Source organism: Rhodococcus sp. 077-4, assembly GCF_047782425.1.
Classification (GTDB): domain Bacteria; phylum Actinomycetota; class Actinomycetes; order Mycobacteriales; family Mycobacteriaceae; genus Rhodococcoides.
The window spans coordinates 236,396-262,042 of sequence record NZ_JAJPWC010000004.1 but is presented as its reverse complement, the minus strand read 5'-3'; the positions used below and the strand labels follow the sequence as shown (position 1 = coordinate 262,042).

25 protein-coding genes are annotated in these 25,647 nt (G+C 64.0%); 15 read left to right on the top strand and 10 right to left on the bottom strand.

Translation table 11 applies throughout. The annotated features are described in order from the left end of the window. Positions 1-36 precede the first annotated feature (36 nt). Positions 37-1,182 carry a TIGR03364 family FAD-dependent oxidoreductase gene (locus ACNEOT_RS21620; RefSeq protein ID WP_415976663.1) on the bottom strand — a complete coding sequence of 382 codons (1,146 nt, stop codon included), beginning with the start codon at positions 1,180-1,182 and terminating at the stop codon, positions 37-39. 27 nt (positions 1,183-1,209) lie between these two features. Further along, a complete protein-coding gene (locus tag ACNEOT_RS21615) occupies positions 1,210-1,923 on the bottom strand; it encodes a GntR family transcriptional regulator (RefSeq protein WP_415976662.1) in 714 nt (237 codons plus the stop codon). Positions 1,924-2,031: 108 nt separating this feature from the next. Here ACNEOT_RS21615 and ACNEOT_RS21610 point away from each other — a divergent pair, with 108 nt between their 5' ends. The 7 genes from ACNEOT_RS21610 (at position 2,032) to ACNEOT_RS21580 (ending at position 8,602) form a co-directional block, all read left to right on the top strand. After that, positions 2,032-2,730: a phosphonatase-like hydrolase gene (locus tag ACNEOT_RS21610; RefSeq protein WP_415976661.1), complete on the top strand. Its 699-nt coding sequence runs from the start codon at positions 2,032-2,034 to the stop codon at positions 2,728-2,730. Between the two features lie 56 nt (positions 2,731-2,786). After that, the gene (locus ACNEOT_RS21605) at positions 2,787-3,755 is read left to right on the top strand and encodes a phosphate/phosphite/phosphonate ABC transporter substrate-binding protein (RefSeq protein WP_415976660.1); all 969 of its coding nucleotides are present in this window, start codon (positions 2,787-2,789) and stop codon (positions 3,753-3,755) included. 14 nt (positions 3,756-3,769) lie between these two features. Next, positions 3,770-4,561 (top strand): phosphonate ABC transporter ATP-binding protein, encoded by a 792-nt coding sequence (phnC, locus tag ACNEOT_RS21600; protein WP_415976659.1) that lies wholly within the window; start codon positions 3,770-3,772, stop codon positions 4,559-4,561. Then, a complete protein-coding gene (gene phnE / locus ACNEOT_RS21595) occupies positions 4,558-6,150 on the top strand; it encodes a phosphonate ABC transporter, permease protein PhnE (protein ID WP_415976658.1) in 1,593 nt (530 codons plus the stop codon). The genes phnC and phnE overlap by 4 nt, the downstream gene beginning before the upstream one ends. Further along, the gene (locus ACNEOT_RS21590; protein ID WP_415976657.1) at positions 6,126-7,151 is read left to right on the top strand and encodes a zinc-binding dehydrogenase; all 1,026 of its coding nucleotides are present in this window, start codon (positions 6,126-6,128) and stop codon (positions 7,149-7,151) included. The genes phnE and ACNEOT_RS21590 overlap by 25 nt, the downstream gene beginning before the upstream one ends. A 168-nt stretch (positions 7,152-7,319) precedes the next feature. Then, a complete protein-coding gene (locus tag ACNEOT_RS21585; protein WP_415976656.1) occupies positions 7,320-7,490 on the top strand; it encodes a hypothetical protein in 171 nt (56 codons plus the stop codon). An 83-nt stretch (positions 7,491-7,573) separates the two neighbouring features. Next, the gene (locus ACNEOT_RS21580; RefSeq protein WP_415976655.1) at positions 7,574-8,602 is read left to right on the top strand and encodes an LLM class flavin-dependent oxidoreductase; all 1,029 of its coding nucleotides are present in this window, start codon (positions 7,574-7,576) and stop codon (positions 8,600-8,602) included. A 2-nt stretch (positions 8,603-8,604) separates the two neighbouring features. Here the strand turns inward: ACNEOT_RS21580 and ACNEOT_RS21575 are convergent, their stop codons facing one another. From ACNEOT_RS21575 to ACNEOT_RS21560, 4 genes are all read right to left on the bottom strand, one after another. Continuing rightward, complete coding sequence (locus ACNEOT_RS21575) at positions 8,605-9,312, bottom strand: enoyl-CoA hydratase-related protein (RefSeq protein WP_415976654.1); 708 nt, start codon at positions 9,310-9,312, stop codon at positions 8,605-8,607. A 79-nt stretch (positions 9,313-9,391) separates the two neighbouring features. Beyond that, positions 9,392-9,880, bottom strand: coding sequence for an SRPBCC domain-containing protein (locus ACNEOT_RS21570; RefSeq protein WP_415976653.1), 489 nt, complete (start codon positions 9,878-9,880; stop codon positions 9,392-9,394). 66 nt (positions 9,881-9,946) lie between these two features. Then, positions 9,947-10,900: an ABC transporter substrate-binding protein gene (locus ACNEOT_RS21565; RefSeq protein ID WP_415976652.1), complete on the bottom strand. Its 954-nt coding sequence runs from the start codon at positions 10,898-10,900 to the stop codon at positions 9,947-9,949. 41 nt (positions 10,901-10,941) lie between these two features. Then, the gene (locus tag ACNEOT_RS21560; RefSeq protein ID WP_415976651.1) at positions 10,942-12,630 is read right to left on the bottom strand and encodes a nitroreductase family deazaflavin-dependent oxidoreductase; all 1,689 of its coding nucleotides are present in this window, start codon (positions 12,628-12,630) and stop codon (positions 10,942-10,944) included. A 118-nt stretch (positions 12,631-12,748) separates the two neighbouring features. Here ACNEOT_RS21560 and ACNEOT_RS21555 point away from each other — a divergent pair, with 118 nt between their 5' ends. Together ACNEOT_RS21555 and ACNEOT_RS21550 are read left to right on the top strand one after the other, a co-directional pair. After that, positions 12,749-13,336: a TetR/AcrR family transcriptional regulator gene (locus ACNEOT_RS21555; protein WP_415976650.1), complete on the top strand. Its 588-nt coding sequence runs from the start codon at positions 12,749-12,751 to the stop codon at positions 13,334-13,336. A gap of 99 nt (positions 13,337-13,435) precedes the next feature. After that, positions 13,436-15,055 (top strand): MFS transporter, encoded by a 1,620-nt coding sequence (locus tag ACNEOT_RS21550; RefSeq protein ID WP_415976649.1) that lies wholly within the window; start codon positions 13,436-13,438, stop codon positions 15,053-15,055. On the opposite strand, the gene ACNEOT_RS21545 is transcribed toward ACNEOT_RS21550, so the two are convergent. The 3 genes from ACNEOT_RS21545 to ACNEOT_RS21535 all read right to left on the bottom strand — a co-directional run bounded on the left by ACNEOT_RS21545 (position 15,048) and on the right by ACNEOT_RS21535 (position 17,578). Continuing rightward, positions 15,048-15,944 carry an SDR family oxidoreductase gene (locus ACNEOT_RS21545; protein WP_415976648.1) on the bottom strand — a complete coding sequence of 299 codons (897 nt, stop codon included), beginning with the start codon at positions 15,942-15,944 and terminating at the stop codon, positions 15,048-15,050. The two genes, ACNEOT_RS21550 and ACNEOT_RS21545, sit on opposite strands and share 8 nt — an antisense overlap. Before the next feature lie 152 nt (positions 15,945-16,096). Further along, positions 16,097-16,456, bottom strand: coding sequence for an STAS domain-containing protein (locus tag ACNEOT_RS21540; RefSeq protein ID WP_415976647.1), 360 nt, complete (start codon positions 16,454-16,456; stop codon positions 16,097-16,099). Positions 16,457-16,648: 192 nt separating this feature from the next. Further along, positions 16,649-17,578, bottom strand: coding sequence for an aldo/keto reductase (locus ACNEOT_RS21535; RefSeq protein WP_415976646.1), 930 nt, complete (start codon positions 17,576-17,578; stop codon positions 16,649-16,651). A 154-nt stretch (positions 17,579-17,732) separates the two neighbouring features. Between ACNEOT_RS21535 and ACNEOT_RS21530 the strand changes: the two genes are divergently transcribed. Genes ACNEOT_RS21530 through ACNEOT_RS21505 form a run of 6 tightly spaced genes read left to right on the top strand, consistent with a single transcriptional unit; the run spans position 17,733 to position 24,963 of the window. Then, positions 17,733-18,749: a LacI family DNA-binding transcriptional regulator gene (locus ACNEOT_RS21530; protein ID WP_415976645.1), complete on the top strand. Its 1,017-nt coding sequence runs from the start codon at positions 17,733-17,735 to the stop codon at positions 18,747-18,749. After that, the gene (locus tag ACNEOT_RS21525; RefSeq protein WP_415976644.1) at positions 18,746-19,750 is read left to right on the top strand and encodes a 2-hydroxyacid dehydrogenase; all 1,005 of its coding nucleotides are present in this window, start codon (positions 18,746-18,748) and stop codon (positions 19,748-19,750) included. The genes ACNEOT_RS21530 and ACNEOT_RS21525 overlap by 4 nt, the downstream gene beginning before the upstream one ends. Beyond that, on the top strand, positions 19,750-20,967 hold the full coding sequence (manD, locus tag ACNEOT_RS21520; protein ID WP_415976643.1) for a D-mannonate dehydratase ManD: 1,218 nt from the start codon (positions 19,750-19,752) through the stop codon (positions 20,965-20,967). The genes ACNEOT_RS21525 and manD overlap by 1 nt, the downstream gene beginning before the upstream one ends. Before the next feature lie 4 nt (positions 20,968-20,971). Continuing rightward, the gene (locus tag ACNEOT_RS21515; RefSeq protein ID WP_415976642.1) at positions 20,972-22,489 is read left to right on the top strand and encodes a mannitol dehydrogenase family protein; all 1,518 of its coding nucleotides are present in this window, start codon (positions 20,972-20,974) and stop codon (positions 22,487-22,489) included. A 53-nt stretch (positions 22,490-22,542) separates the two neighbouring features. After that, complete coding sequence (locus tag ACNEOT_RS21510; protein ID WP_415976641.1) at positions 22,543-23,907, top strand: MFS transporter; 1,365 nt, start codon at positions 22,543-22,545, stop codon at positions 23,905-23,907. Positions 23,908-23,913: 6 nt separating this feature from the next. After that, a complete protein-coding gene (locus tag ACNEOT_RS21505; RefSeq protein ID WP_415976640.1) occupies positions 23,914-24,963 on the top strand; it encodes an L-idonate 5-dehydrogenase in 1,050 nt (349 codons plus the stop codon). A gap of 14 nt (positions 24,964-24,977) precedes the next feature. On the opposite strand, the gene ACNEOT_RS21500 is transcribed toward ACNEOT_RS21505, so the two are convergent. Further along, positions 24,978-25,562, bottom strand: coding sequence for a giguanylate cyclase (locus ACNEOT_RS21500; RefSeq protein WP_415976639.1), 585 nt, complete (start codon positions 25,560-25,562; stop codon positions 24,978-24,980). Positions 25,563-25,647 lie beyond the last annotated feature (85 nt).

Here is a 25,647-nt window from a genome sequence, read left to right as displayed (position 1 = left end):
CCGTTCGGCGAGAACGACATGGCGGGCCCTGGCCGCTCAGCGTGTAGCAGTGAGTGGGTGGGTGTCGCCGAGTCCAGCATCGATGATGCTCGCCTCGGCGAGTCCCATGCTGGTGGTCATGCCGATTCCTGTGGTAACGGTGACGATGTGCACACGATCGACGGGTTGTTCGAGCAGAAACTCCGAACCCGGTGCCGAGCAGTAGGTGCCCTGCCAGCGCTCGGCGACGTCGATGCGGTCCACTCCGAACAACGACTTGGCTTCGGTGAGCAACACCTCGAAGCCGTCCTCGCTCTGAAACGGGGATGTGGTGATCTCGCGAACGTGAGTGTCGCCCATCAGAATCGACCCGTCCGGCTGTGGGGTGTACATCTGGTGCAGATCGAGCTCGACGTAGCCGGGATAGTCGGCCTGCAGGCGGGCTGCGACGTCTGCGACGGCGGGCAGGTTCTCGAAACCCGAGTACCGAACCAGCGACCAACCGGTGAACAGCGGGGAGGGGAGTGGTGCGCGAAGCGGCATCGTGGCACGCAGCATGTGCAATCGGCAACGCGTGAGGCCGTCGCGTTCCGCGTACTCGGGAAACAGTCGATCGATGTCGTGGTTGACGGTAACGAAGGTGGTGCCGGCATGCAGCTCTCCGCGCGACGTGCGCACCACTCCGGGCGTGAATGACGTTGCGGCAGTGCGCCAGTAGAAGTCCACCCCGGAGCCCTCCAGCCAACGGGCAATTGCCGGTGCGGCAGTACGCGGGTCGACCTGCAGGTCCAACGGCAGATACATGCCGCCCACCACATCGGTGTCGGCAATGGGGAGTCGGTTCAACAATTCGGTGCGGTCAAGCAGTTGTACCTGCTCCTCGCCCCGCAGTTCGGCGAACTGCTCGAGCACCGCGAACTCGTCCTCGTGCCGGGCAACGCAGTGCGTCCCCGATTCCGCGGCCCAGAAGTCGGCTTTGCGTGCGAGCTCGAGCCAGTGGGGGTGGCCGTCGATGGCGTACTGGAGTGCGGCACCGGATTGCGCTGTAATGCAGGCATGTCCGAAGTTCTGCACCGAGGCACCTGCGACACGATCGGCATGATCGACCACCGCTACGGTGAGCCCACGCTGGTGGGCGTGATAAGCGTGTGCGAGGCCGACAACGCCGGCCCCGACGACCACGACGTCGTAAGTCGATGTCACGAGAGGAGTCTTTCTCTGGAGGTCATGTCAAGCATCCATGACGGCGGTGAAGGTCATCCGGTCTCCGCGATAGAGCGACCGGCGGTGTTCGATGGGGACCCCGCCCGAGTCGAAGGAGACACGGCCGAGCAGAAACATTGGTGTGCGGGTGTCGACGGTGAGCAGTGCGGCTTCGCGGGCATCGGGGAGGACTGTCTCGATGGTATCGACGACGCGTCCGAACACGATTCCACGCGAACGTAGTTCGGCATAGAGTGACGTTCGGTGGTCGAAGGTGTCCTGCAGCCCCGGAATTCGATACGCGGGAATGCGAGTTGTCTCGAGGCCGACTCGGACGTCTCCGGTGGTGAAGACGCGTTCGAGTTGGACCACGTCCGAACCGACCTCGATCTGGAGTAGATCCGCGAGCGCTTCGTCGGCTCGGAACACATCCCAGCCGACCAGAATTCGGGTGGCGCTCATGCCCTTCTCGCGCGCCGCCTCGGTGTACGAACCGATTGCCAGCGGCAGCACTACTTTTGGTTCGGCAACGACCGTTGCACGGCCGCGTCGTTCGATTCGCCCGGCTACCAGCAGTTCTCGAATGGCTTGGCGCAGTGTTTCGCGGGATACGTCGTATTTCTCGGCTAGATCGCGCTCGGAGGGAAACGCGTCGCCCGCCGACATGCCGTCGAGCATTGCGTCGAGACTTCTGCGCACGATCTGGTGCTTGAGTACGCGAGGTTCGGTGTCCACAACCATGAACAAACCATAGCACCAATTGGTCTAGACCTAATTGTCGATCGACGTTCATGGGCCGTTCACTCGAGTTCCATGCGGTGGTCTATACCAAACGGCAGTCTCTGTCCCATGCCGAACCCCACCAACCCGAACAGCAGCGCCGATATCGAACTCGTCGTCCTGGACATGGCCGGAACCACCGTTACCGACGACGGTCTCGTGCTCGAATCGTTCGACGCCGCAGCCACCGCAGTCGGACTCGCCGACAGCGGACCCGAACGCGAGGACGCCCGCCGCTACGTCCTCGACACGATGGGGCAGTCCAAGATCGAGGTGTTCCGTGCATTGTTCGGAACCGAGGACCGTGCCCAGGCCGCCAATCGCGCATTCGAGTCGGCATACGACGCACGCATCGACTACGGAGTGGCGGCCGTTCCCGGTGCAGCGCAGGCAATGTCGACTCTCCGCGAATCCGGAATCACCGTCGTCCTGACGACTGGATTCTCCGAACCCACCCAGAACCGCATCATCGACGCGCTCGGCTGGCGGGATCTGCCCGACGCCTTCCTCGCGCCCGGGAGCGCCGGTCGTGGCCGTCCGCACCCGGATCTCGTCCTGTCGGCCGCGCTGCTCGCCGAGGTCAGTGACATTTCTGCGGTCGCCGTTGTCGGTGACACGTCGAGCGACATTCTGTCCGGTCGCCGAGCAGGTGCGTCCCTGCTGATCGGTGTGCTCACTGGAGCTCACTCCGAGAATCAGCTGCGCGAGGCCGGTGCCACCCACGTACTCGACAGCGTCGCCGACCTTCCACCCGTTCTTCTGTCCTGAACAGTTCTGCCCCGAACGCCATCCTCGCCCGAACCTCACCGAACGGAAATCATGCCATGATCACCACCTCTCGTCGCCGTGTCGGAACTGCCGCGGCCATGCTCTCTGCCGCTGCTCTGGTTGCCGCCGGTTGCTCGAGCTCGTCCGACGGCGCTACCACCGACCAGGGATTTCCCGAAACCATCACGCTCGCAGCTATTCCTGCCGAGAACTCGACCGACCTGAGGACCAGTTACGACCCGGTCATCGAGCGGCTCGAGAACGAGACCGGAGCAAAGGTCGAGTTCGTCCAGGCCTCCGATTACGCCGGTGTTGTCGAGGGTCTCATTGCCGGAAACGTCGACATCGCGTTCTTCGGCCCGTTCGCCTACGTCGTTGCCGGAATCAACGGTGCCGACATGACGCCCTTGGGTGCCGTCGTCCAGGACGAGGGGACTCCTCCCGGCTACCAGTCGTACGGAATCGCTCGCTCGGACAATGCTTCGGTGAACGGTCTCGCCGATTATGCGGGCAAGAAGGTCTGCTTCGTCGACCCGAGCTCCACCTCCGGATTCCTCTACCCGACAGCAGGACTGATCGAGGACAAGGTGATCGCCTCCGGTTCCGAGGCCGACATCTCCGCTGCGATGAGCCCGATCTACGCCGGCGGCCACGATGCATCGGCGCTTGCCGTCAAAGCGGGAGACTGCGACGCCGGATTCGCGTTCGACACCATGGTCGACCGAACGATGATCGACAACGGTGAACTTGCCCCGGGTGAGCTCAAGACCGTGTGGAAGTCCGAGATGATCGCCGGATCGCTCTTCGCCGCCAACAACGACCTCGGTGCCGACGCCATCGCGAAGCTGCAGGATGTCTTCAGCAAGGGCATGAACTCCGACGCCTTCGTCGCCGACGGCATCTGCGATCCGGAATGCCGCATCACCGACGAGGACGCCTGGGGCGTCGTGCCTGCGCAGGACAGCGACTACGACGGCGTGCGGAACGTGTGCGAGGTCACCGGATCCGAAAAGTGCAAGGGCTGATGATGTCCTCACCGATGGACAGAAGCGATGTCGTGGTCAGCGTCCGCAACGTCACCAAGACGTTCGGATCCACCACCGCGCTCGAGGACGTGAATCTCGATGTGCAGCATAGTGAAATGCTGGTGTTGCTCGGACTGTCCGGCTCCGGCAAGTCGACGTTGCTGCGGTGCATCAACGGCCTGCATCCCGTCACCTCGGGGAGCGTGACCGCCCTCGACATTCGCGTCGACCTCGCGAACCGTCGCCGTGTGCGCGAACTGCGTCGAGATGTCGGATTCATTTTTCAACATTTCAATCTCGTCGGTCGATTGAGTTGCCTCGAGAACGTACTCGTGGGAGGCATCGGCCGTCTCTCGATTCCACGCTACGGCGCGCTCACCTACCCGAAGGTGATGCGAGAGGAAGCCCGTGCGTGTCTCGACCGAGTCGGATTGGCGGACTTCGCCGAACGGCGTGCCGACACTCTGTCCGGCGGACAGCAGCAACGGGTGGCAATTGCACGCACCCTGATGCAGCGTCCGCGGATCGTGCTCGCGGACGAACCCGTGGCCTCGCTCGATCCCGAGAACGCGGGAGTGGTGATGGATCTGCTGCAGCGGGTGTGCAGCGAGGAAAAGCTCACCGTGGTGTGCACCCTGCATCAGGTCGATCTGGCGCTGGGCTGGGCGCATCGCCTCGTGGGTCTACGGGACGGGAAGGTGGTGCTCGATCGCCCGGCAGCAGGTCTGAAGCGCGAGGACATCATGCCGATCTACCAGCGAATTGTGCCCGACCCAGGAGCCATGTCCGGGGTGGCCACGACATGACCGTCACCATCGAACCGAAGCCCACGAAGACTGCAGCACAAGATGATCCGCATCGGCGCAGATGGCTGTTCCCGGCGCTGGTCGTCGGCGCGCTCGTGCTCACGGTGCTCTCGGCGGGATACATCGACTTCGCGCCCACGACCTTGATCGATGGTCTCGACGATGTGGGCAATCTGCTCGAACGAATGCTGCCGCCGCGCGTCGACGACACCGGCCGGATCGTCTCGCTTGCACTCGATACGTTGCTCATGGCGGTGCTGGGCACCGTGCTCGCGGCGATCGTCTCGATACCGTTGGCGTTTCTCGCGGCACGGAACACCTCGCCACATCCGGTCCTCTACAGCGCCGCTCGCGCCGTCATCACGTTCTGCCGGGCAATGCCGGACCTGCTGTTCGCGGTGTTGTTCGTCAGGGCGCTGGGGATCGGAGTGCTGCCGGGCATCCTGGCTCTCGCGCTGCATTCCATCGGCATGCTCGGCAAACTGTTCGCCGATGCCATCGAAGAGACCGATGTGGGACCGCGAGAGGCGATTCGGGCCGCTGGAGCCGGCTACTTCCGGGAAATGATCAACGCCGTTGTCCCTCAGGTTGTCCCGGCATGGATCGGAGCCTTCGTCTACCGAATCGACATCAATCTACGAATGTCGGTTGTCCTCGGTTTCGTCGGGGCCGGCGGTATCGGTTTCGCCCTGCAGGACGCCCTGCGCGGACTGATCTACCCGCGAGCTCTCGGAATCGTGTTGGTGATCCTGGTGATCATCGCGACGATGGAGTTGGCAGCGATGGCTCTTCGCCGCATGCTGCTGGTCCCGTCCGAGGCCGGCCCGCAGCGCGATCGGCTGATGCGGATCGGTGCGTCGGCCGTGCTCGTTGTCGCGGTCGTGTCGTCTTTCGTTGTGCTGGAGCTGGATCCGCGGTCGCTTCTGACCTGGATCGGGCCGTCGATCGAGGTGTTCGGGCGAATGGTCCCGCCGGACTTCTCGTCTCTGGGATCGGATCTGTTCGATGCTGCAGTACAAACGGTCGCCATCGGAGTCGTTGCCACCGCGATCGGCATCGTACTGTCCATACCCGTCGGAGTCCTGGCTGCGCGCAACGCAAGTCCGCACCCCGCGGTGTACTGGTTCGCGAGAACCTGGATCCTGCTCGTTCGTGCGGTTCCCGAACTCATCCTTGCCGTGGTGTTCGTTGCTGCGCTGGGTCTCGGCCCGGTGGCGGGAACCTGCGCACTGGCCATCGGATCCGTCGGCTTCCTCGGCAAACTCGTCGCCGACGCGATCGAGGAGATCGACCCCGGTCCTGTGGAGGCGGTCGCGTCCGTCGGTGGCGGTTGGTGGAACCGAACTCTCGGTGCCGTTGTACCGCAGGCTATTCCGTCGATGGCGGGGTCGAGCCTGTATCTGGTCGACGTGAACATCCGTACCTCCACCGTCCTGGGAATCGTCGGTGCAGGCGGTATCGGTTTCCTGCTCTTCGAGTCGATACGGACACTGAACTTCGACGTCGCCGGTGCCATCGTTCTCGTCATCTTCGTCGTCGTGTACATCGTGGAAAGGATCTCCGGATGGATCAGATCACTGCTGGTCTGACCAGGGCTGCCGTGTGGACGGGGAGCGGGATCGACATGTGGGACATCGAGATCCCCGCACTCGAGGCGGGAGATCTGCTGGTGCGCGTCGACCTCGCCACGGTGTGCGGGAGCGATCTGCACACTGTCTCCGGCCGACGATCTGCACAGTGTCCGTCCATCCTCGGGCACGAGGCAGTCGGTACCGTCGTCGCGGTCGGCGACGCTGCCGGCGTTCTTCTCGGCGAGCGGGTGGTGTGGTCGGTCACCGTCGCATGCGGCCGATGCGCGCGTTGCGTTTCCGGATTCACCGCCAAGTGCGTCGGCGTGCGCAAGATCGGCCACGAATCAGCCTCGAACGAGTGGGTTCTGAGTGGCTCGTACGCCCAACACATAGTGCTACCACGCGGAACCGCGACAGTGACCGTTCCCGACTCGATGCCCGATGCGGTTGCCGCGCCTGCAGCGTGCGCCACGGCCACCGTGATGGCGGCAATGGAAGCCGCAGGCGACCTGGTGGGAAAGCGAGTCTTGATCATCGGTGCCGGCATGCTCGGTGTCACCGCGGCGGCAGCATCGGCCGAAAGGGATGCAGCGTCCGTGCGCATCGTCGACCGGGATGCCCTGCGACAGAAACTAGCTCGCAGATTCGGGGCACTGGACGACGACGGCAGTCTGGTCGACATAGCCATCGACTTCACCGGTGCCGCGGATGCCGTTCGATCCGGATTCGGACGACTCGACACCGGTGGCCGGCTCGTGCTCGCTGGATCGGTTTCTCCCGGCCCAGCGATTTCGATCGATCCCGAGCGCGTCGTCCGGAACTGGCTGACGATCACCGGCGTGCACAACTACGAGCCGCGGCATCTCGCGCAGGCAGTTGCCTTCCTCGACGCCACCGGCGAGAGATATCCGTGGGCGGCATTGGTCGACACGCCGGTACCTCTCACCGATCTGACGCGTGTCCTGGCACCCACACCTGAGGGAATTCTTCGCTCGTCGGTAGCGCCTCACCAGCGCTGAAGACGCACCGAGCATGGCGCGGGACCCACAACTGTCCCGGTGTCGCGGTCGTTGCCATACACAGGATTCTGTCGAACCGACGCGAAGCCGTTCGAGCTAGGGGCAAGCACACGGCACCGGTACCGCAGCGTTACGAGCCATGACCGGCGCATCGGTACGGTGGCAGCCATGGACGGTTTCGAGATCGGCGACGGTGTCACGGCGGTTGATGGGCCTATGAAAGGTATCTACGGAACCGTCGTCTGGTTCTACGAGGAGAAGCAGCAGATGTTGGTTCGCTTCGGCGCGTCGCAGCAGATGTATTTTGCAGCGGACGAGTTGAAGCGTTGGGGAGCCTAGCCCACGCTCGACTGCTCCATCGGAATAATTGAATCTTCATCGATGCTGATGAAGTCGACCATCCCGAATCGAAAGGTCCCACCATGCATCTGGGCGTAGACAGTTTCGTCTCCTCCGTGACCGATCCGACCGACGGCCGGGTGATTGCTCCGGAGGAGCGAATGGGTCACCTGCTCGAAGAGATCGCCCTCGCGGATCAGGTCGGGCTCTACTCGTTCGGCATCGGTGAGCATCATCGCAGCGAGTACTACGACTCGGCCCCGTCGATCATTCTCGCCGCGGCAGCGGCGCGCACCGAGAACATCCGGCTCGGTAGCGCGGTCAAGGTACTCAGCGCAGACGATCCGGTACGGGTGTTCCAGGAGTTCGCGACCCTCGATCTGATCTCGAAGGGCCGAATCGACCTGGTTGTGGGCCGCGGATCCTTCACCGAGTCGTTCCCGTTGTTCGGTCTCGATCTGGCCGACTACGACTCACTGTTCGCCGAGAAGCTCGACCTCCTGCTGCAGATTCGCGACAACGTCGAGGTGACCTGGTCCGGTCGACACCGCCCGGCGCTGAACCGTCAGGGCATCTACCCGCGTCCGATGCAGGATCCGTTGCCGATTTGGGTCGGCGTCGGTGGAACGCCTGAATCCTTTGCTCGCGCAGGACTTCTGGGACTTCCATTGATGATCGCCATCATCGGCGGCGAACCACGGCAGTTCGCCCCGCTCGTCGACCTGTACCGGCGCGCCGGAGCGCAGGCGGGCCATCCGCCGGAGCAGCTGAAGGTCGGTCTGCACGTGTTCGGCTTCGTCGCAGAGACCACACAGGCTGCGGCAGATACCATCTACCCCGGCTGGAACGAGATGTTCACCAAGATCTCTCGCGAACGCGGATTCGCCCGGCCCAGCCGGCAGCAGTTCGACGCCACCTCCGGTCCCGACGGTGCGTTCTTCATGGGGGATCCGAAGACTGTGGCCGACAAGATCGTTCGGGTCGGTGAACAACTGGGTGGCGTGGACCGACTGTCGCTGCAGATGACGAATCCGCGGCTGGCACACAGCGACTTGCTACGTGGCATCGAGCTTCTGGGCACCGAGGTTGCGCCTCTGGTTGCCGAGGCCTAGCTCTAGTTGGAGACCCATGCCATTTCGTCGACGCCGGCGACAGGCGTCAGCAGTGAACGGATCTCGCCGGCGTACATGGTGCGTTTGATCTCGCCGAGGACGTCACCTCGCGTGCCGGCCAATTCGGCTGCGCGGGAGATGGCGTCGTCGCGCAACCGCTCCTGCGTCGAGACCGCGTCGACCAGTCCGAGTGTCATGGCGTCGCCACCGCCGTAGCGTCGGCCGGTGGTGAGCGCCTCGTGGAATGCGTGCGGAGCCAACCTCGCTCGCACCATGTCGACGGTTCCCGGGCTGTAGGTTGCGCCGATGTTGACGCCGGGGAAGCACAGGAAGCCGCGATCGGACCGCATGATGCGGTGGTCGTGTGCCATCACGAAGAATGCGGCGCCGCCGTAGGTGTGTCCCTGCATCGCGGCGACGGTCTGCATCGGGAATGTCAGGAAGCGCACGAGCATTTCCTGCACTGTGCCGATGAACCGATTGATCTGGTCGAGGTTGTCGGCACCCCACGACAGATCGACGCCGGTGGAGAAGTACTTGCCCGTCGCAGTGGTCACCAGCGCTGCCGCGCCGGAGGAGGACTCCACCTCGTCGAGCAACGTGTTGATCTCGGCAACCCAGTCCGGGCCCATACGGTTTTCGCTGTCGTCGATGCCCCGGCTTCCGAGGTTCAGCACGAACACGTCTGCTACGCGATCCAGATAGGGCATAGCCCGAACGTACCCAGTTTTTGTTGTCCTAGCTCACAACGCGGTAAGAGCCGATCCAACTGGCTACGCAGTCACCGATTCATTGTGGGCGCAGCGTTGAGTAGTACCCCTGCTGCGATGGGTAGTAGTCGTCGAAACTCGGCAGCGGCGTGCCGTCCCTGGATGCGATGAGCATGTCCAGGTAGTACTCCCAACCGGGGCCGATGTCGCCCAGACCGTCCGTGCTCTCGCAACTGTGTACGAGAACCACGACCGTCGAACCATCATTCTCGTCGAGACGAACCTCCAACGGCCATGACATCTCGTCGATCGTTCGCACAGCCAGTCGGCTGGGCGGCTCGCATACGTCGATGGCCATATCCGACTCGGGCTCGCCCTCCTCGAAGCGCATCGTGACACGAACGGTGTTCTCCGAGATGCGCTCCCACGGCCCGAACCACAGTGCCGTCCGGGGCGATTCCGTGAGGCTGGCCCACACATCCTCGCGCGAAGCGGCAATGGTCCTGGTCAGCTCGAGCGCCAGTCCGGTGTCGGTGCTGCGCAGCGTGCCTGTGGGTATCGGTTCCATCGAGTGATTATGCGACCCCTACATCCCTGCCGTCGAGCGAAACTCCGCCCATCTGAAAGTCTGCGATCAACTCGGGTCGTAGAGCTCTTCCACCAAACCGAGTGTCCACAGTGCGGTCAGTGGACCCCCGTCGTTGGTGAACTTGTCCGTCCGGACGATGCGGTCGCTGCGTACAGCCGTCAATCCGGTCCAGAGGGGGTTGGCGTTCATCGCCTGCAGATCTTGCTCCGACGTGATTGCGGCAATCATCGCCGTCGCGTCGGATGCGGCGGTGACGTTCTCCGGTCCGTATTCGATCTCCGGAGTGGCGGCGGTCCAGGCGGAGCCGAAGCGGGCTCCCACATCTTCGAGCGCGATGGACGTCACCCGGTCACGTCCTATCGAGATCCCGCCTACTTCCGACGTGCTGATCGGCAGGACTGTGGTACCGGCGATGGCGTCGGCGTACTGCGTCGTGAGTTCGTCTACGCGAGTACGGTATTCGTCGGTAATTGCTCGGGCTTCGTCCTGCAGGTTCAGTGCCTCGCCGATCGTTGTCACGTCCTGCTGCCAGCTGACACCGGTGCCGGTGGAGCCGACCGGCAACACCGGCGCGATTGCACTCAACTGGTCGTAAATCTCTTCGATCACCTCGTCGCGGCCGATGATCAGGTCGGGATCGACGCGTGCGACGGCTTCGAGGTCGACCGTGTTTCGCGGGTACAGCTCGGGCACTCCGTCTGCTAGCAGCTTTTTGGTGGGCTCGGTCAGCGGGCCGGGAATTTCCGGCGGGGCCTCGGTTTCCACCGGAATCCCGACGATGGGCAAGTCGAACGCCAGGGCGATGTCCAGGTCGCGCCGTCCGTCGATGACGACGACCGACTCGATTCGATCCGGTACCTCGACGGTGCCGAACTGTGTGGTGACCGAATGAGTGGCCGAGTTCGTCGTCGCCGGTTCGGTGTCGACACCGCAGGACGAGATCAGGGATGCAACAAGGACCGCGCCGAGGGCGACGGATGAGTAGGGGAGCGTCTTCACAACTTAAGTAAACCAAACCTAAGTCGCTCGTCAAGAGCCGGTCAATCGTCGTACTCGACTCGCACCGACACGGGGTCGGTCTGCAATGCACGGAAGCCCACTCCGATGAGGCGGCCGAGAACCGGGTTGTTCGAGAATGATCGAGCTCGGCGGGCAACGTCGTCGTCGGGCACCAACGTTGCTGTGCCGGTGCGCCATCGGCTGCCTACTCGGATTCGGATTCGGGGTTCGTCGGTGATGTTGGCTCCCCAGCCGGATCGGGTTCCGTGCTGGGAGATCAGCCACGCTCCGGTGTCGTCGAACACTGCCGATACCGGTACTTGCCGACGCAGTCCGGTTTTGCGGCCGATCGTCTCGATATCGGTGACCAGGGAAGTTCTGACGCCGATCGATGTGAGTCCGTTGACGAGTGGATTCGCGATGTGTTTGCCGACCCAGCGCTCGCGGCGGAACTTCGTCACTGCAGCAGATGTGTCCGTTCGAGCAGCGCTTCGACGGTTGCGAAACGCGTCCCAACCGTTCCGCTGCATCATCGACGCCGCAGTTCTCCACGCCGGACGACTCGAATTCGGTTGACGCCCAGCGCCGATGAGCTGTAGTTGGTCGGTGTGCCACTGCAGATCGAGGGCGCCGTTGATCTGCTTGAACGCGCTGGACTTCGATGGAAGTCGCAGAGCCACGCGCGGCGCTTCGACCCGATCCAGCGTGCCGTCGACCAGTGAGTTCGCGACCTCCGGGGTGAGGGCTGTCGGACGGCCGAGGCCGACCATGTCGCACTCACCCGCTTGGACGGCCGCACTCATCACCGAGCGGGTTCTGAAGCCTCCGGTCACCGCAAGTGGCACCGTTCCGGCCGCGTCGCGAACCGTGCGTGCGTACTCCAAGAAGTACGCCTCGCGATCGCGGGTGCTCGCGGTGCCCATCATGGCGGGTGATTCGTAGCTACCACCGCTGATTTCGATCAGATCGATCGATTCCCGAACGAGATGCTCGACGGTGATGCGCGATTCTTCTTCGCTGAACCCGCCACGTTGGAAATCTGCGGAGTTCAGTTTGATCCCTACCGCGAAGCTCGGCGACACCGCTGCTCTGATTGCGCGCACGATTTCGATCACGAAGCGCATCCGCCCGTCGAGATCGCCGCCCCACGCGTCGTCGCGCCGATTGGACAGCGGCGACAGGAATTGCGAGACCAGGTAGCCGTGTGCCCCGTGGATCTGGACGCCGTCGAAGCCGGCCGTCTCGGCCACGGCCGCTGCGGTCGCGAATCGTCCGATGATGTCGTGAATCTCGTTCTCGCTCAACGCTCGAGGCGCTGGGATACCCGGGATGTTGGGGGCGATGGCAGACGGCGCAACGGGCTTGGCGTGCGTGACGATCGGGTTCGCCTGCCGACCGGGGTGATTGAGCTGCATCCAGATCGGGGCACCGCCATCGGACGTCGCCTTCGCCCACCGGGCCAGTGCATCGCGGTCGCGATCGTCCTCGATGACGACATTGCCCGGTTCGCCGAGATGGGCCCGGTCCACCATCACGTTGCCGGTCACCACCAGGCCGTAGCCTCCCGCTCCCCATCGGCGGTAGAGCGTCTCCAGACGGGAATCGGGCGCGTGCTCGGTAGTGGCCAAGCCCTCGCTCAGAGCTGCTTTCATCACGCGGTTGGGCAGAATCTGCCCACAGGCGAGGGTGAGCGGGCTGCTCAGGTCGATGACGTCGGTGTCAGGGGACATGGCGTTGCTCCGGTTCCGGTACTACCGATTCGGCTATGCTGGATAGCATAGCTACAGAACGACTGTAGATGTAACTCAACGTTACGTCAATCATTGTGATTTTCTCGGGAGGGTTCGGATGTCGAATCGAAGCAGCGCGCGCGAGGACATGCTGCGCAGCGCGGCTCACCTGTTTCGTCGCCGCGGCGTGGAAGCCACCTCGCTGGCCGATGTCATCGACCATGCGGGTGCGCCGCGTGGTTCGATCTACCACCACTTTCCGGGCGGCAAGCCCCAGCTGGTGGAAGAGGCGACGCGCACTGCGGGGGCCGTGATGGGCGCGATGATCTCGGCCGGCCTTGCGACGGCCGGCCCGGCACTCACCGTTCGGGCGATCATCGAGGGCTTTCGTAGCGAACTGCTGGCCACCGACTTCGTGGCGGGATGTCCGGTCGCGCCCGCCGCGCTCGATGGGCTGAATGCGCCGGGTGCCGTGACGGCAGCGGGTGAGTCGTTCTCTTCCTGGGAGGACACGATCGCCGCGTCTCTGTGGCAGCGCGGGGTGGCCCGCGATCGATCCCGTACGTTGGCCACCTTCGCGATCGCCGCCATCGAGGGTGCGTTGATCGTGGCGAAGGCGCAGCGCTCCACGTCGGCGTTGGATCGAACGGAAGAGGAGCTGTTGGGCCTGCTCGAGACGGTCCTGGAGGCGTCGACGGGCCGCTGACGAAGACGTCGCGAAGCCGTTCGCTGTTGCTATAACTGTAAGTAACAGCTAACTTCCCTTCAGTGAACTATGCCGACCGTCATAGTCGAAGGGATCTTCATGTCGTCACCTACCACCTCGCGTCACCGAGCCGACGCGCCGCCGTTCCGTCGGCGCTACCTCGCGCTGCTCGTGATCTGCGTGGCCGAGCTGCTCGTAGTTCTGGACAACACCGTCGTCAACGTCGCACTGCCCTCGATGGGGCTGCAATTGCGAGCCGACATCAGCGGATTGCAATGGGTGGTCGACGCCTACACGCTGACATTCGCGGGATTGCTGTTGGCGTTCGGGCACCTCGGTGACCGTTACGGCCGCAAGAAGGTCATGATCGTCGGCCTGGCGGGTATCGCGGTGATGTCGGTCGGCGGCGCGGTCGCAGCCGATCTGGGACAGGTGGTTGCGGCCCGAGCGGCAATGGGAGTGTGTGCGGCAGCAGTGTTTCCGGCCACGCTCGCGTTGATCATCAACATCTTCACCGATGTGAAGGAGCGAGCGCTGGCCATCGCGGCCTGGACGGCCATGGCCGGGTTCGCCATCGCCATCGGCCCCACGGCAGGCGGATTCCTGCTCGAGCACTTCTCGTGGCACTCGGTGTTCTGGATCAATGTTCCTGTGGCGCTGCTCGTTCTGGTCGCAGCACTGGCGTGCGTGCCGGAATCCAAAGCCGAGCACGTCGGCAAGTACGACCCCCTCGGTATCGCGCTGTCATTGGCCGGTATCACCGTGTTGGTCTGGGCCATCATCGAAGCGCCGCACAACGGTTGGTTGTCAGCGACGAGCGTCGGCGCCTACATCGCAGGCTTGTCGGCACTCGCCGCTTTTGTCTGGTGGGAGCTGCGAACACCGTCTCCGGTACTGGACTTGAACCTGTTCCGAAACCGGCGATTCTCATTGCCCGCGTTGGCCATCGCCGTCGCGTACTTCAGTATGTTCGGCTTCCTTTTCATGATCACCCAGTACTTCCAGGGGGTGATGGAGTTGACGCCGTTGCAATTCGGTGTTCACTCGCTGCCCTTCGCGGTGTCCATCGCCGTCGGCGCACCGCTGGCGACGTTGATCGCGCAACGCATCGGAACCACGGCCGTGATCGTCTTCGGGCTGGTGGTGATGAGCATCGGCATGTTCATCGCAGGGCAGGTCGAGGTCGAAACCCCGTATCTGGGGCCGGTTGTCGTCTCGATGATCCTGATGGGACTGGGCCTGGCGATCGTGCAGGGTCCTGCTACCGAATCGATCATGTCCTCGGTGACACTCGACGAAGCAGGTGCGGGCTCCGCGGTGAACGACACGACTCGCGAGGTCGGTGGAACGCTCGGAGTCGCCGTCCTCGGATCGATCGTCGCGTCGATATACACCGACCGGGTGGGGCCGAAGATCGACGCCATCCCCGACGCCATCATGGAGCCGTATCAGAAAGCCTTCGCCCGCGAAACGGTCGTCAGTGTCATCGAGATCGTGAAAGCGCCGACCAACCCGATGTTTGCGACGCAGAAGGCGGATCTCGTCCACGCAATGAAAGCGGCTTCGCTGGAAGGCTTTCAGCTTGCGTCGTTCGTCACCGTCGGAGCCGCCATGGCATGTGCGCTGGCCGTTGCGCTTTTTCTACCGTGGCGACGACCCGAGGGGGACGGCGTGCTTCTCGCGTGGCGCAACCCCGAGGACCGCGACAAGGTCAGTTGAAGGGTGTGCCGCCCGTGACGGCGATGGTCTCGCCGGTGATGTAGCTCGATTCGTTCGATGCCAGGAACACGTAGGCCGGTGCCAGCTCTGCGGGTTGCCCCGGGCGTCCGAGCGGGACCGTCTCGCCGAACTTCTCGTACTTCTCCGTCGGCATCGTCGCCGGGATCAAAGGCGTCCAGATCGGTCCGGGCGCAACAGCGTTGACGCGAATTCCGCGTTCGGCGAGATCACCCGCGAGCCCCTTGGTGAACGCCACGATTCCAGCCTTGGTGGTGGCGTAGTCCAACAACTCGGGGGACGGGTTGGAAGCCTGAATCGAGGTGGTGTTGATGATGGTCGAACCGGCGTCCATGATGGCAGCAGCGCGCTTGGAGATCCAGAACATGGCGTACAGGTTGGTCTTGAGCACGCGGTCGAACTGATCGGTGGTGATATCGGCGATGCCGCCCATCTGAGCCATCTGGAACGCCGCGTTGTTGACGACGACGTCGAGCCCGCCGAGTACCTCGGACGCAGTGTCCACCAGTTGGACACACTGTGATTCGTCGGTGAGATCGCATGCGATCGCTCTGCCCGCCCGGCCCGATCCTTCGATCAGGTCGACGGTGGTCTGAGCGTCGGGACCTTCGGATTCGAGGTGGGCGATGACGACGTCGGCACCTTCGCGCGCAAACGCGAGTGCAACGGCTCGGCCGATGCCCGAGTCGCCGCCGGTGATCAGAGCCTTGCGGCCGTGAAGTCGATCCGATCCACGGTAGGAATCCTCGCCGTGATCGGGGGCGGTGACCATGTCGCGCGTCAATCCGGGGTGGTCGAGGCGTCCCTGGTCTGCCCGATCGGGCATGGGGAATGCGGTGGTGGGGTCGGTTTTGCTGAACTGGTCGGCCATTGTCGATCCTTGCCTCGGTGTGCGTGAAAAGCTCCACGCGGCAAGTCGAGAAGCCGCTTCGGTTCAGTGGAGACGACCCGCGGCCGTGCGCCGTTCGGAGTCGTTGTCCTCCTGGGGTTTGCCGAATCGGCTACTCCGCAAACCTCTACCGGTCACGCGGCACGGGAGTCGCACATGATCGCTGCCGCGCCGAGCACGTCGAGGATCCTGCGCGCAGGGCGCGTCGGTGCGAATACCTCGAGACGGTCGCCGGCGCGCGCGGCCGCCTCGACGATCACGGTGGCCGATCCGGCGTCCATGAACGAGACCGCCGACAAGTCCAGCAATACAACGGTTTCGCCACGCAGAACATCGTCGAGTGACTCGACCAGGTCGGCGCGAGCGCGCATATCCAGTTCGCCGGAGGCCCGCAGGACAACGATGCGAGGTGAGTGCAACTCGGCCGCGATCGAGTAGTGGATGTTGTCACTCGCGGGGGCGGATCGTGAATGGAAGGTATCGGTGACAGTCACAGTGCGAACCTCTCAGTTCGGATGGCCTAGCGACCGGCGTGCATGGGGTGGAACCCGAGGGCTACAGGTTCCGGCACGCCGTGCGGCAATCTTGACAGCGCAACGTCTCCGATTCGAGACCTGATCATTACGGACCGATCTCTGATCAGTAACGATAAGGTAACGGCAGATGTGACGTAGCTGTGTGGTAATTCAGGGCAATGTGTGACCTGCCGACCGGAACAGTCGATACCACTCCTGCCTGGTCAGGCGCAGGTCCGAGCCGTTCGCGGCCTCGATCACCCGATCCGGATTCGTGGTGCCGAGTACAACCTGAATATCGGCGGGGTGCCTGGTGATCCACGCTGTCGCCACCGCGGACGGGGTCGAACCGTATGCGTCGGCAATCTCGTCCAACGCCAGGTTGAGTTCGGCGTAGTTCTTGCGATCACCGACGAAGACGCCCGAGGGCATGCCGCTCTGGAAGGGAGACCAGGCCTGCAGCGTGATTCCGCGTGTTCTGGCGTAGTCGAGCAGACCGTTGTCGCGGTCGATGGACTGATCCTCGGTGCCCATGTTGGCGGTCAGGCCGGCGGCGATCAACGGGCAATGGACGATGCTCAGCTGTACCTGGTCGATCGCGATGGGCTGTGTGACAGCCGTTTTCAGCAACTCGATCTGGCCGGGGGTGTGATTGGAGACGCCGAAGCCCAAGACCTTGCCCGACGCATGCAAGGTGTCGAACGCCGCCGCGACCTCCTCCGGCTCGACGAGGGTGTCCGGACGGTGCAGCAGAAGTGTGTCGAGGTGATCGACGCCGAGGGCTTCGAGCGAGGCGTCGACCGTGGTGACGATGTGTTCCTCCGAGAAGTCGAACCAGCCTTCGCGAATGCCGACCTTGCTCTGAATGGAGATGCGCTCGCGCTGCGTCGGAGTCAGGGTCACCGCGTCTCCGAATCGTTTCTCGCACGCGTGCGGAGTGCCGCCGTATATATCGGCGTGGTCGAACACCGTGACGCCCACGTCGAGGGCGGTGTCCACCAACCGTCGAATCCGATCGTCGTCCAGATCGGTGATGCGCATGAAACCCAACACGATGCTCGAGACGGCTGTCCCGGTGTGGGGGAGTGGGAAGGTACGCACCGTGGAGCTCCTGTTCGTCGGTGAGGCGGACGGTCCGAGTGTGTCAAACCCTGCCGCGCGCACATCGCGAAACCGCTTGTGCAAGGTGTTGACAATATTGCGCAATATCTGCCATCGTTGTGCGCAGCATCACAACGAACCTACGAGGTGAACCATGGCACCGACGCTCACGCAGGTGGCACAGCAAGCGGGCGTATCGCTGTCGACGGCGTCGCGCGCCTTCAGCAATCCGGACCGCATCGGTGCCGACACGTTGGCCCGGATCATCGCGGTCGCCGACGAGATCGGCTACGTCGCGGCCTCGGGTCGATCGTCGGAGACTCGTATCGCTGCAACCACGGTCGCAGTGGTGGTACCCGATATCGGTCATACCGTTTTCGCGAGCTTCGTCAAGTCCGCGCAGGCTCAGGGCTGGCATCGCAGGCAGACCATCGTTCTCACCGATACCGACGGAAGTGCCGACCGCGAGCGCGAGGTGATCGGGGAGTTGCAGGGGCGCGTCGACGCACTGATCGTCTGCGCCCCGCGGCTGCCCGCCGAGGACATCGTGCAGCTGGCGGGCGACACCCCGCTGGTGCTCGTCAACCGATCCTCCGACGAATGCGATTGCGTCGTCGCCGATTCGGAAGACGGAATTCGGCAGGCCGTGGACTACCTCGCTGCCCTCGGCCACTCGCACCTCGCGTACGTCCAGGGATCACCGCGATCCTGGTCCAACGAACGACGCGTCGACGCCGTCGAACAGTTCTGTGCTGCGAGGGGAATCGTGCTGGACGTGCTGGGCTGGCAGCAGGAGACCTTGGCGGGCGGTCACGCCGCCGCTGCCAGTGTCATCGCCACGGGAGCCACCGCGGTCATGACCCACAACGACCCCATGGCCATCGGCGTCATGAACGGAGTTCGGTCGATGGGCCGGGCGGTTCCCGAGGACCTCAGCGTCATCGGGATCGACGACTCGCCGCTCGCCGAACTCGCTCATCCCGCGCTCACGAGCATCAGCGTTCCGATGGGCCGCGCCGGACTCGTCAGCTCGGATCTGGTGTTCCAACGAGCGGCCGATCCCGATTCGCCCGCACGCACCGTTCATCTCCCCACCCAACTCGTGGTCCGTGCCTCCTCCGGCCCCGTCCACAACCGCACTCTCGTTCCAGGAAAGGACGATTCGAAGTGAAGGTCGTCATCGCAGATCCCAACCTGTTGCCCCATCGAGCGAGATTCGAGGATCGCGTCGCCTCCGACATCGACCTGTCGTGGCACGACAGCTTCGAGATCGATGCGATTGCCGCCGACATCGCCGACGCGAGCGTGTACGTCGGCGGCAAGTTTCCGGCCGCACTGGCCGAGGCGTCTCCCGAGTTGCGGTTGGTGCACGTCGCCGGAGCCGGCACCGACGGTGTCGCGTTCGACGCCCTGAGCCCACAGACGCTCGTGGCCAATACCTTTCACCACGAGAAGTCGATCGCCGAATATGTTGCCGCCACCGCAGTAGTACTCCGACGCGGATTCCTCGAACAGGACCGGCAGCTGCGGGAGGACCGGTGGGCGTCGCCGGTGTACGACCGGACGCTTCGGCAGTCCAGCTCGCTGGGTTCGGCCACCGTAGGATTCGTGGGCTTCGGCCACATCGGCGCGCAGTCCTGGGCGCTGCTGCGGGCGTTCGGATGCACCGGCATTGCGGTCACCGGTAGCGGATCGGTGAAGGCCGCCGAGAACGGATTGGCCTGGGCCGCTTCGACGGACCGTCTAGCGGAGCTCATGACCGAGGCGGACGTCGTGGTGGTGTCCGCGCCCCTGAACGAGCGCACCGCCGGCATGATCGGGGCTGCGGAGCTCGCCGCCCTCGGGCCCGACGGCGTGCTGATCAACGTCGGACGCGGCCCACTCGTGCAGCAGGACGCACTGTTCGAGGCATTGTCCACCGGATCGCTCGGCGGTGCTGCCATCGACGTCTGGTACGACTACCCGTCGCCCGAAGGCATCGGCGCGCCCTCGCCGCGTCCGTTCCACACGCTGCCGAACATCCTGATGACGCCGCATTCTTCCGGCATCACCGGAGAAACCTTCGCGGGCCGGGTCGACGACATCACCGCCAACATCGGTCGACTCGCCGCGCAGGAACCACTGATCAATGTGGTTGCCGGAGAGAACTTCACGGCACTGGAGCAGAAGTGATGACCGACCGAATCATCACCGCGGACGTGATCGTCTGCAGCCCCACCCGCAACTACGTCACCCTGAAAGTGACCACCGCGGACGGCGTCGTGGGCTACGGCGACGCGACATTGAACGGCCGGGAACTCGCGGTGGCGTCGTACCTGCGGGATCACGTCGCTCCACTGCTCATCGGGAGGGACCCGGCGCGCATCGAGGACACGTGGCAGTACCTCTACCGTGGCGTCTACTGGCGTCGTGGACCGGTGACGATGGCCGCAATCGGGGCAGTCGACCTCGCGCTGTGGGACATCAAGGGCAAAGCGCTGGGGCAACCGGTGTATCAACTCCTCGGTGGCGCCGTCCGAGACCGGATTCTCTCGTACACCCATGCCACCGGTTGGGACACCTCGGAACTGATCGACTCGGTCGATCGGCGTCGGGCACAGGGCTTTCGCGCCGTGCGCGCCCAGTCCGGAGTTCCCGGACTCGACTCGGTGTACGGCGTGCATCGAGGAGCGCAGGGATACGAGCCCGCGGGGCGCGGTGCATTTCCGGTCGAGGAGGTGTGGGATACCGACGCCTACCTCAATCACGTCCCCGGAGTATTGGCGGCGGTGCGCGAGCACGTCGGATCCGAACTCAAACTGCTGCACGACGCGCACCACCGGCTGACGCCGCAACAGGCTGCGCGACTGGGTAAGTTGCTCGAGGACGTCGACCTGTTCTGGCTCGAGGACGTCACCACCGCCGAGGACCAGAGCGCCCTGCGACTGGTGCGCCATCACACCACCACTCCGCTTGCCATCGGTGAAGTGTTCAACACCATCTGGGACTGCCAGCAACTGATCTCCGAGAAGCTGATCGACTTCATTCGTGTCGCCATCGCGCATGCGGGCGGAATCAGCCATGTGCGCAAGATCTTCTCGCTCGCCGAGGTGCATCAGGTCCGCTGCGGGCCACACGGGCCGTCCGACGTCTCGCCGATCACCCTCGCCGCGAGTGTGCACCTCGGAATGGCGACGCCGAACTTCGGGATCCAGGAGTTCATGGGCTACGACCCACTCGTCGACGAAGTCTTTCCGCACGCATGGTCGTTCGCCGACGGCTACCTCACCCCGGGCGACGCGCCGGGCCTCGGCGTGGACATGGACGAATCGCTGGCGGCGAGGTACCCGTACGAGCCCGCATATCTGCCGGTGGCGCGTCGTCTCGACGGCTCCATGACGGATTGGTGACGAGATGAGTGAATCGCGATTGTCTCGTGCGGCACTCGCCGGCTCGGGACCGGTCCCGCCGCGGCCGGACGGAACCGGAATCGTGCACCTGGGACTGGGCAACTTTCATCGCGCTCATCAGGCCGTGTACACCGCCGCGGCACTGGCGCACGACGGCGGATCCTGGGGAATTCTGGGAGTGGCCAACCGATCTCGCACGGTCACCGATGCCATGCTCGCGCAGGATCTGCTCTACGGAGTCGTCGAGATCTCACCCTCCGGATCGCGAGTGAGTGTGCCCGGCGCGCACACCGGAGTCATGGTTGCGGCGCACGACCCTACCGCGGTCGTACGGGCCATCGCTGACGCGAACGTCAAGATCGTCACGATCACCGTCACCGAAGTGGGCTACACGTTCTCACCCCGAACCGGTTCTCTGAACTTGGAATCGACGGCAGTGCAGCATGATCTGGCGCATCCGGACGCGCCGGCGACCACGGTGGGGCAACTTGCCCGAGCGTTGACGGTGCGGGCTCGAACTCACGGGGCCCCGATCGCAGTGGCGAGTTGCGACAACCTGCTGGGCAACGGTGACCGCACTGCCGCTCTCGTGCGCCAGTTCCTCACTCGCTGCGATGCATTCGACGTGATCGACTGGCTGGGAACGTCGGTGACGTTCCCGAATTCCATGGTCGACCGCATCGTTCCGGCCAGCAGTGAGCTCTACGACGCCGAGTCCACTGCCCGGCTGGGCGCAGCAGACACCGTTGCCGTGCCTGCCGAGCCGTTCACGATGTGGGTGATGGAGGACAGCTTCGCCGCAGGCCGCCCTCGCTGGGAAGTCGGCGGCGCAGTTTTCGCCGAGGATGTCGAGCCCTACGAGCTGATGAAGGTACGGCTGCTCAACGGAACGCACTCTCTCATAGCTTATCTCGGCGCTCTGGACGGCCGCGCGACCATTCCGGATTCCATAGGTCGACCGTTCGTGGAAGCAGCGGCTCGAGCAGTACTGGTCGACGAATACCTCCCGACCGTGCCCGTCCCGGACGACGTGGACATCGAGGACTATACAGCTCAGCTGTTCGTGCGATGGTCCAACTCCGCTCTGGGGCACAAAACGGCACAAGTCGGTTCCGACGGGTCGGCGAAACTCGCGCAGAGAATTCCGACGCCCACCCTGCATCATCTGCGTAATGGTGTTGTCCCGCAGCATCTGTCATTGACGCTGGCCGCGTACCTGTGCTGCGTGTGCCCGCCCGAAGGTTTCGACCCAGGCCCGCACGCACGTGCGATGGCCGACCCAGCACGTGCGCGTTTGGCAGGACTTGCCGCCTCGGCAGCGTCCAGCGAAGATTTCGTTCGTTCGGTACTCGAACACGGCGACATCTTCCCCGTCGAATTGGCCCACTTTCCTGAATTCATCACACGCACTGCGGAATTGGTGGATACTGTTGTCCGTCACGGTCCGATGGCAGCAGCCGTCGAAGCAGCGAGTTCTTCGCTCCGCCCTGTCGTCGCAGCATCCCGGACCACACTCGACTGACTCCTTCTCCTTCCTTCGTTCGGCTCCGGCCGCAACTTCACCCGAGGACAACCATGGACACGACCACAGAACCGTCGGATTCTCCCAGAATCGCTCCGGCCAAGCATGATCCGACCGCAGTTCGGCGCGCAGCGTGGGCCGGCCTCATCGGCACCACACTCGAGCAATACGACTTCGTCATCTACGGCACGGCGTCGGCGTTGATCTTCAACAAGCTGTTCTTCCCCAACATCTCTCCGGCGGCGGGCATCATCGCCAGCTTCAGTGCGTACGCCGTCGGGTTCCTCGCCCGTCCCCTGGGTGGACTGTTCTTCTCCCGCTACGGTGATCGACTCGGGCGCAAGTGGGTTCTGGTCGCCACGTTGATGCTGATGGGTGGTGCGACCATGGCCATCGGACTGCTGCCGACATTCGAGCAGGTGGGACTGCTGGCCCCGGTGCTGCTCGTACTGTGTCGGTTCTTCCAAGGGTTCGGTGCCGGAGCCGAACAGTCCGGCGGTGCAACGCTTCTCACCGAAACAGCCGAGATCGGCAAGCGCGGCAGATTGGCGGCCCTGGTCATGACCGGCGCAGCTCTCGGCACAGCACTCGGAGCCATCGCCTGGATTCTGGCCCAGTTGCTACCCGACGATCAACTGATGTCCTGGGGCTGGCGCATGGTGTTCCTCAGCAGCATCCTGGTCACGGTTGCGGCGTTCATCATCAGGCGCAAGCTCAACGAGTCCCCGGTTTTCAAGGAGCTGAAGGCTGCCCAGGAGCGGCCCAAGGCGCCGGTGAAGGAAGTGTTCACCAACGGCAAGCGTCCGCTGTTCATCGTCATGTTCATGACCGTCGGCATCAGCGCGCAGTCCTACACGTACCAGGTGTTCATGGCCTCGTACATGAAGAACGACATCGGCGTCGACCCGACCTTCATCCCGAAGGTGCTGCTCATCGGCGCGATCTGCGGCGGCATCGCGGCCTGGGGCTTCGGATGGCTCTCGGACAAGGTGGGCCGCAAGCCCGTGTACATCGGCATCGTCAGCCTGCTCGTCGTTCTTCCGGTTCCTACGTTCATGGCTCTGAGCACCGGTTCGCACGTGTTGATCACCATCGTGATGATCATCGGATTCATCCTGGCCTGCCAGGGCGCTGTCGGTGTCACCATGAGCTACTTCCCCGAGATGTTCGGTGCCCGATACCGTTACGCCGGAGTGACACTGGGACGTGAATTCGCGTCGGTGTTCGGCGGCGGCATCGCCCCGCTGCTGTGCGCGGCGCTGATCACCGCATTCTCCGGATCGTGGGTTCCCGTCGCCGTCTACATGATGATCATGGCGATTTCGGTGCTCGTGGCCGCGTCGTTCGCGCCCGAAACCCTGGACAGGGACCTGACCGATCCGGCCAACGCAACCGATCCCGTACTCGGCAAGGTCTGAACCACCATGACCGAAGCCGTGCAGGTCCCCGAGAAGACCGTTGCTCTTGTTGCCCATGCCGCCGACGATCTGCGTCTCGACACCGTGGCCGTGACATCCGCGGCACCGGACGAGGCTGTCATTGCCATCGCATACGGCGGCATCTGCGGCTCCGACCTGCACTATTGGCAGCACGGCGCGGCAGGCCAATCGATCCTGAAGGCGCCGATGCGGTTGGGTCACGAGGCGTCGGGAACGGTACTTCGCCGTGCCGAGGACGGCAGCGGTCCGGCCGAGGGCACCCCGGTGACCGTTCATCCGGCGACCCCCGGTGGCACGGGGGCGAGATATCCGGCCGATCGTCCCAATCTCTCTCCCGGGTGTCGGTACATGGGAAGCGCCGCGCAGGTGCCGCACAACGACGGGTTGTTCATCGGGCACCTCGCCATCCCGACGCGGATGCTCAGGACACTGCCCGAGGGATTGGACCTGAGAATCGCAGCGCTGGCCGAGCCGGCGAGCGTGGCCTGGCACGCCGTCGAACGCGCCGGGGACGTACGGGGAAAGACAGTCCTCGTGGTCGGTACCGGCCCGATCGGTGCCCTCATCGTGGCGGTCGCCGCGCGCGCGGGCGCGGCACACATCGTGGCGGCCGACCTGGCGGACTTCTCGCTCGAGGTGGCGCGTGCACTCGGGGCGCATCGAACGATCGACGCTCGCGAATCCGCAGCGATCGCCTCCGTGGAGGCGGACGTGACGTTCGAGTGCTCGGGCAACCACCGCGGCCTGGCGTCGGCGATCGACGGCACCATGCGCGGCGGGCGGGTGGTGATGGTCGGGCTTCCGCCGGCGGGAGATCAGCCGGTTTCGGTGTCGCAGGCGATCACCCGAGAGATCGACCTGGTGGGCTCGTTTCGCTTCAACGACGAAATGGACGACGTGATCGAGGCACTGGCCGACGGCTCGCTCGATGTCGGAGCCGTCATCACCGCCGAATACCCCGTCACCGACGCGCTCGCTGCTTTTGCGCTCGCCGCGGATGCACGCCGATCGAGCAAGGTCCTGCTGACGTTCTGATCGATAAGCGACGGTCAGTCGAATTCCGATCGGATCGATTGTGTCGTGAGCTGGAGCATCAGTACGAAGCCGGCCAGCGTCACCACGATCGGAGCCCACAGGACCGCCGCGACGAACGTGTCGACGTCCCGCTCCGTCACTATGTACACCGCGACGATCGACGTTCCCACCAGGCACAAAGCAATGTGAGCGGCCAATCGCCATTTGTCGAAGAAGAAGCCGGCCAGCATTCCCATCGGGATGAGAAAGGTGCATTTGCCGAGGGTGACCTCGGGCGCGAAGTTGGCGGTGATGGTGGCACCGAAGATCGCGATGTCGGCGATGACGACGAACGCGAACGCCTGCCCGAGCGTCGGCCACGGTCCGAACCACCAGAACGCACCCATGACGTAGGCGGCGATCATGCAGGTCCACTGGACGATCGACGGAAACGGCGTGGTGGCACCGTAGCCGAACGCCATCTCGAGGGTCACCACGACGGCCATGGCCAACGCTGCAGCGGACACGATTCGTTTGACAAGGGTGGTCAGGGCGAGGGACGTCATCACGCCAACGCCCCACTGGTAATGCTCGTTCGATCTCATTGCAACGCGCGTCACGTGATTCCCCTCGTTCCAACCGGCACCCGATTGAAACACAGTCCCCTGTGCGGGGGTTCGGCTTTTTAAGAGTTCACCACCGCCG

What these genes read in the sequence shown, in the direction of transcription:
- ACNEOT_RS21515 (WP_415976642.1), top strand. Translation starts at nt 20,972, where the DNA reads ATGAGTGAATCGCGATTGTCTCGTGCGGCACTCGCCGGCTCGGGACCG.
- ACNEOT_RS21505 (WP_415976640.1), top strand. Translation starts at nt 23,914, where the DNA reads ATGACCGAAGCCGTGCAGGTCCCCGAGAAGACCGTTGCTCTTGTTGCC.
- phnE (WP_415976658.1), top strand. Translation starts at nt 4,558, where the DNA reads ATGACCGTCACCATCGAACCGAAGCCCACGAAGACTGCAGCACAAGAT.
- ACNEOT_RS21615 (WP_415976662.1), bottom strand. Translation starts at nt 1,923, where the DNA reads ATGGTTGTGGACACCGAACCTCGCGTACTCAAGCACCAGATCGTGCGC.
- ACNEOT_RS21555 (WP_415976650.1), top strand. Translation starts at nt 12,749, where the DNA reads ATGTCGAATCGAAGCAGCGCGCGCGAGGACATGCTGCGCAGCGCGGCT.
- ACNEOT_RS21585 (WP_415976656.1), top strand. Translation starts at nt 7,320, where the DNA reads ATGGACGGTTTCGAGATCGGCGACGGTGTCACGGCGGTTGATGGGCCT.
- ACNEOT_RS21570 (WP_415976653.1), bottom strand. Translation starts at nt 9,880, where the DNA reads ATGGAACCGATACCCACAGGCACGCTGCGCAGCACCGACACCGGACTG.
- ACNEOT_RS21545 (WP_415976648.1), bottom strand. Translation starts at nt 15,944, where the DNA reads ATGGCCGACCAGTTCAGCAAAACCGACCCCACCACCGCATTCCCCATG.
- ACNEOT_RS21530 (WP_415976645.1), top strand. Translation starts at nt 17,733, where the DNA reads ATGGCACCGACGCTCACGCAGGTGGCACAGCAAGCGGGCGTATCGCTG.
- ACNEOT_RS21580 (WP_415976655.1), top strand. Translation starts at nt 7,574, where the DNA reads ATGCATCTGGGCGTAGACAGTTTCGTCTCCTCCGTGACCGATCCGACC.
- ACNEOT_RS21510 (WP_415976641.1), top strand. Translation starts at nt 22,543, where the DNA reads ATGGACACGACCACAGAACCGTCGGATTCTCCCAGAATCGCTCCGGCC.
- ACNEOT_RS21575 (WP_415976654.1), bottom strand. Translation starts at nt 9,312, where the DNA reads ATGCCCTATCTGGATCGCGTAGCAGACGTGTTCGTGCTGAACCTCGGA.
- phnC (WP_415976659.1), top strand. Translation starts at nt 3,770, where the DNA reads ATGGACAGAAGCGATGTCGTGGTCAGCGTCCGCAACGTCACCAAGACG.
- manD (WP_415976643.1), top strand. Translation starts at nt 19,750, where the DNA reads ATGACCGACCGAATCATCACCGCGGACGTGATCGTCTGCAGCCCCACC.
- ACNEOT_RS21610 (WP_415976661.1), top strand. Translation starts at nt 2,032, where the DNA reads ATGCCGAACCCCACCAACCCGAACAGCAGCGCCGATATCGAACTCGTC.
- ACNEOT_RS21550 (WP_415976649.1), top strand. Translation starts at nt 13,436, where the DNA reads ATGTCGTCACCTACCACCTCGCGTCACCGAGCCGACGCGCCGCCGTTC.
- ACNEOT_RS21590 (WP_415976657.1), top strand. Translation starts at nt 6,126, where the DNA reads ATGGATCAGATCACTGCTGGTCTGACCAGGGCTGCCGTGTGGACGGGG.
- ACNEOT_RS21605 (WP_415976660.1), top strand. Translation starts at nt 2,787, where the DNA reads ATGATCACCACCTCTCGTCGCCGTGTCGGAACTGCCGCGGCCATGCTC.
- ACNEOT_RS21560 (WP_415976651.1), bottom strand. Translation starts at nt 12,630, where the DNA reads ATGTCCCCTGACACCGACGTCATCGACCTGAGCAGCCCGCTCACCCTC.